This is a genomic window from Brasilonema octagenarum UFV-OR1, from assembly GCF_963888615.1.
Lineage (GTDB): Bacteria > Cyanobacteriota > Cyanobacteriia > Cyanobacteriales > Nostocaceae > Brasilonema > Brasilonema sennae.
On sequence record NZ_CAWPKW010000212.1, the window covers coordinates 1 to 5,198 of the forward strand.

Annotated in this window: 6 protein-coding genes; 5 read left to right on the forward strand and 1 reads right to left on the reverse strand. The window is 41.4% G+C overall.

Annotation, left to right across the window (positions count from 1 at the left end; translation table 11 throughout):
* Window positions 1–70: 70 nt before the first annotated feature.
* The 3 genes from dtd to AC5590_RS15985 all read left to right on the forward strand — a co-directional run bounded on the left by dtd (window position 71) and on the right by AC5590_RS15985 (window position 1,855).
* Window positions 71–505: a D-aminoacyl-tRNA deacylase gene (gene dtd / locus AC5590_RS15975; protein ID WP_169268867.1), complete on the forward strand. Its 435-nt coding sequence runs from the start codon at window positions 71–73 to the stop codon at window positions 503–505.
* A gap of 146 nt (window positions 506–651) precedes the next feature.
* Window positions 652–945 (forward strand): photosystem II reaction center protein Psb28, encoded by a 294-nt coding sequence (psb28, locus tag AC5590_RS15980; RefSeq protein WP_348982791.1) that lies wholly within the window; start codon window positions 652–654, stop codon window positions 943–945.
* Window positions 946–1,447: 502 nt separating this feature from the next.
* Window positions 1,448–1,855 carry a response regulator gene (locus AC5590_RS15985; protein ID WP_169268868.1) on the forward strand — a complete coding sequence of 136 codons (408 nt, stop codon included), beginning with the start codon at window positions 1,448–1,450 and terminating at the stop codon, window positions 1,853–1,855.
* A gap of 153 nt (window positions 1,856–2,008) precedes the next feature.
* Here the strand turns inward: AC5590_RS15985 and AC5590_RS15990 are convergent, their stop codons facing one another.
* Window positions 2,009–2,188, reverse strand: coding sequence for a hypothetical protein (locus AC5590_RS15990; protein ID WP_169268869.1), 180 nt, complete (start codon window positions 2,186–2,188; stop codon window positions 2,009–2,011).
* Between the two features lie 439 nt (window positions 2,189–2,627).
* Here AC5590_RS15990 and AC5590_RS15995 point away from each other — a divergent pair, with 439 nt between their 5' ends.
* Window positions 2,628–3,176, forward strand: coding sequence for a DUF2854 domain-containing protein (locus AC5590_RS15995; RefSeq protein WP_169268870.1), 549 nt, complete (start codon window positions 2,628–2,630; stop codon window positions 3,174–3,176).
* 761 nt (window positions 3,177–3,937) lie between these two features.
* On the forward strand, window positions 3,938–5,170 hold the full coding sequence (gene ltrA, locus AC5590_RS16000) for a group II intron reverse transcriptase/maturase (RefSeq protein ID WP_169268871.1): 1,233 nt from the start codon (window positions 3,938–3,940) through the stop codon (window positions 5,168–5,170).
* Window positions 5,171–5,198: the final 28 nt, after the last annotated feature.

The following is a 5,198-nucleotide window of genomic DNA, read 5'->3' on the forward strand; positions in this document are numbered from 1 at the left end:
GTAGGCGGAACGCCTTCGGGCAGGGTAGAATGTGGCGTCAGGCGACGGGCGTTCCCGATAGCCATAAGGCGTGGCCGTTCCCACTAGGGCGAACCCGAAGGGTGACATTATTGGTAAAATTGGTCGAGGGTTAAACTTGCTTGTGGGCATTGCCGCCACAGACACTGATGCCGAACTTGATTGGATGGTGCGTAAATGTTTGGAACTGCGACTATTTGGTGATCAACAAGACGGATCGCGCTGGAAAAAATCTGTACAAGAAATAGGCGGCGAGTTACTAGTCATCAGTCAGTTTACGCTTTATGCTGATTGTCGCAAAGGTCGCCGTCCCTCCTTTGATCGTTCAGCAGATCCCAAAGTCGCTCAACAATTGTATAATCGTTTTGTTGAAAAGTTACGCCAAAGCGGTTTGCGAGTCGAAACAGGTCAATTTGGGGCAATGATGCAAGTCTCAATAGAAAATGACGGATCTGTTACTTTGTTACTAGAGCGAGAAATAGCATAACAGTTTATACGGAAAAGTAAAATCTCAGCAGCCGCTAGACTCCTATGTACAAAAAGATGAGACAATATTAAACAAACAATAACAAAAGTTTAAATTCACTCATCATGGCTCAAATTCAGTTCTCCAGAGGTAAAAACTAAGAAGGCATTCCACAGGTGCGCCTGACGCGATCAAAGAGTGGTGACAGTTCAACAGCAACGTTTCTGTTCCAAAATCCCAAAGCTTTGGATAGTAACAGCGAAGAAATCACTGGGATGTACATGATTGACGAAGAAGGAGAAATTGTTACCCGCGAAGTCAAGGGTAAATTTGTCAACGGTAAGCCAGAAGCAATAGAAGCTATTTATCTGATGAGATCCAAAGATGAGTGGGAGCGCTTTATGCGGTTTATGGAGAGATATGCTGAAGAAAATGGTCTGGAATTCAGCGGAAAATCTTAAACAGTCATGATTCAAACACAAACTCAGATTGTATAAAGTCACAAAAAAATACCGTAACTCCACAGAGGTTTTCAGGCACTTTTCATTTTTTGAAAGTTTTAAAGTCCCATTCATAGTCTGTTGGATATCTGTGTACTATTGGAATCAGTTGTGGGCTACTTGAGTTGTTTGTTCAGGCTCGATACTGCCCAGTTTGGTATCACCCATACCTATTCTGGGCTTGTTCTAAACTCTACAACTCCATTAATTACTCTTTTTCGGTTATCTCCTAACCATAGTTGAATTTTCTTTTTAAAGTTTTTGTAAGTCAACGCAGACAGTGTTGCATTCTTTTTTTAATGGTATGACTGATTCGATATTGCCTGAAAAAAAATTTTTCTTAATAATTTAATTTATTGCAATGGAGAAAGATGAAGTTATTCAACCATTAGATAGAGTAAGTGTAACCAACTATTTTCATAAACTATAGAGGTTATCATAAGTCGTCTTTACTTTAACGTGGATGTTAATGTTGTCCTGTGAGCCTTCTACATTGCGTGTTCTAGTGGTTGACGATCACGAACTTACTCGTCTAACCCTAAAATTAGCCTTTTCTGCTCAGGAAAATCTTCAAGTTGTTGGTTTAGCCAGCAATGGTCAAGAAGCTGTAGAAATGGTTAAACGCTATAAGCCTGATGTGATAGTACTAGATTTACATATGCCAGTTATGGATGGTTGGCGTGCTTCGGGTTATATTAAAGCGATCGCTCCAAATACCCAAATCATTGCTTACTCCTCAGTCGAAGACAACAAATCTCAGGAAACGAGGGAATTGGCTAGCTTGGATGCTTTTTGTAAGAAAGAGACACCAACAGGCGAACTTATTGCCCTTGTTAGAAAATTGGGACAAAGTCCATCTAATGATTGGTAACTAGATCAATTATACAACAGATCAACTTGGAAAATGTAAAGCTGCGTATATGGGAACTCAAGAAAATGGAGGTTTTGAAGAGCGTCACACTAAGCTGTAAGTTAGTGCTTGATGACGCTATTTTTAGTAATTTGTATCCCTTGTTAGAACTAACTAAATTTCTGTTTGTGAAAAGGTCCGTCTATACTCATCAATAAGATCATCCATTTCTTCGAGAGCCTGATTCACGTCAACTCTTAAAATTCCTAAGTTTGGTTGTTCCAAGAGACTGAGTAAATACTCTCGTTGACTTTGAACCTTAAGCACTCGTTCTTTGATAATTTGTGCATCCATTGCTATCCTCCTGTCTTCAACTGATAGATTTACATAATATAATTGCGCACAACGACCGAAAAGGTGCAAATAGCGCTATCACTGTTTCAGGTGACACAAGAGGTACCTGCTGTTAAACCCTTGAAGCCAAAACTTTCCACTCTTGAAGCTATAAAGACAGATCCATCTTTAAGTTCGCTACAACCCAAGCTGTCGTTGCCGTGTAATTCGAGCTGGGCTTTGAAAACCGCGCTTTATATTAACAAGCTAGACAGGCATGATAGCTGCAAATTGTAACTATCGTACCATTTCTTTCCACTTTTTGCTAGCTTTGAGCGATCAAATCTCACCTGTGTTCTACTTCAATTTACGATAATTGACTCCTGCTCTTCCCTAAGTTGTTCCTGATCACCGATGATAGAAAAATAATGGTACTAGGAACACATAACGAATTAAAATCATGTTAGGTCAAATTTCATTGGGAACGCTAGGTATAACCATCGGCGGTGTTTTGACTATCATTGGTTTTGCTGCCTACGCTGCAGACAATGCCACACTTAATCTTATCGGTTTTTTTTATGGAATTCCTCTTTTACTAGGAGGATTAGCACTCAAAGCTAACGAGCTTAAGCCTGTACCCTTGAGTAAACCTACGACGCCACAAATGTTGACACTTAGAGAAAAGCAAGGAACTCCTACTCAAAATAAAATTCGCCAAGACATTACTCGATTTCGCTACGGTCAAGACGTGCATTTATACGAAGCGCTCTCATTTCTGAAGCTTGGTTCTACAGATGATGATATACCAGTTGTCACACAATTACAAGAAACAGAAATTAATGGAGCTTATGCTTTGATTTTGAAATTTGATTCCCCAGCGGTACCAATCGAAGTTTGGCAAAAAAAGCAGGAAAAAATGACCAGTTTTTTTGGCCCAGGGGTAGAGGTAAAAGTGACACAGCCAGAATCTGAGAAAATTGATTTGACGCTAATTGCTACTGAAAAGTAGTTATTATTCACTAGTTCTGAGTTATTTGATCAAAAGGAGTCAGAAGTCAGCGAAGAGGCATGGGAGCACCCGAGCACTCCTTGCAGGGGAAAAGACTTCATACGGAGTCTTACACGAAGTGCGATTCGTTGGCTGTCGAATCTCGGTAACCAGTCCGGCGCGACCTGAAATGGTCGTTTAGTAAGTGGAGGCTTCTCCGCCAAGGGATTCACACCCCTTGCCCTCACGTAAAAGACTCATTCGAGTCCGGTCACGACCTAGTAGGTAACGAAAAAGTCGGAATGCAGACCACGAAAGTATCTTCGACTACCAGCCTAAAGGTGGTCAAGAGCAAGAGGAAGTTTTTCAATGGTGAACAAACGTAAACTGTTTATAAAACTGCGTGATGTACCAAAGAGCCAAATAAGGCTGATAGGCTTTACCCAAAAGGGACGTGGATGGATTAGTGACTCGGACTTTCACTAACCGTGTGAACAAATTTCCACCGCAGAAAAGACAGCACCTAAAGAAAAACAAGAAAACTAAACGACACAACAGGGTAAACCCCACAAAGTCTAGGAAAGGTCGAATATTCCTAGTAAGTCTGAGGCAACGAAGACCGAAATCTCTGGAGGGTAGAGGATGGAAGAAAAAGCGAATGCTGGTTTGTAACGAACCAGATAGGGGTTGAAACATCACCCTTGACCGAAAGGAAAGCAGACTTCTTCTGGGTCTTATACGAAGGAAACCGAACAAAGGAATCTAATCTAAGGACAAGTTAGATGATGTCAGATTTGACTTCAAACGGACTAAAGAAACAGCTAGCGAACTGGAACCATATTAATTGGAGAAAAATCAATAAAGCTGTTAGAAACCTACGTCAAAGAATCTTTCGTGCGAGAAAGCTTGGTAACTTTGGCAAGTTAAGAAACCTGCAAAAGTTGATGCAAAGAAGTCACTCCTGTTTACTATTGTCAATTCGACGCATCACCCAGACCAATCAAGGAAAAGAAACGGCAGGCATTGACAAGGAAATTGTCAACACCCCGGAGCAAAGGGTGATTCTGGTAAACAATTGGAAAGGTGGAAACCTTAAACCAACACGCAGGGTAGAAATACCCAAGTCTAACGGCAAGAAACGACCGCTCGGAATCCCGACCGTGCGCGACAGAATCGAACAAGCAATAGTAAAGAACGTACTAGAACCTGAATGGGAAGCTGTGTTTGAGCCTAATTCCTATGGGTTTAGACCGGGAAGAAGCTGTCAGGATGCAATAGGGCAATGCTTTAACAAAGTAGGGTTCAATAAAGCAGGTGGACACGCTTGGGTTCTAGAAGCTGATATCAAAGGCTTCTTTGACAACATAGCTCATGAATCCATTCTGACGATGATTGGTAATTTTCCTAACCGAAGACTAATCAAAGAATGGTTAAAAGCGGGTTTTGTGTTCCAAGGGAAACTCAACCCAACGGAACAAGGTACGCCACAAGGGGGGGTAATTTCACCTCTTCTAGCCAACATTGGCTTGCATGGCTTAGAAAGCTACATTAAAGCCACCAATCCAAAACTTGGTGTGGTACGTTATGCCGATGACTTCATTGTCACGGCTAGAGATAAGGAAAGTCTCGAAATCGCCCAAAACTTGATTCAAGCATGGATGTCAAAACGGGGTCTTGAACTCAGTCCTGAGAAGACGTTAATTACGTCAATGGAAGATGGCTTTGACTTCTTGGGGTTCAATGCTAAACACTACAACGGAAAACTTCTAATAAAACCATCCAAGAAGAAGGTTTTAGCCTTCTGTACACGGATTGGCAAAGAAATTAAAAACCTCGGTAGTGCAGAACAGGAAGTTTTAATTAACAAGCTCAATCCAATTCTCAGAGGTTTTGCTAACTACTACAAAGGTGTAGTAAGCAAAGAAACCTTTAACTACATCTCACATCGAGTGTGGCGATACCTTTGGCGTTGGGCTAAGCGTAGACATCCCAGCCCTTTCAACGCGAACAAATGAACTAGTGAGTCATTCCAATGACACAAGT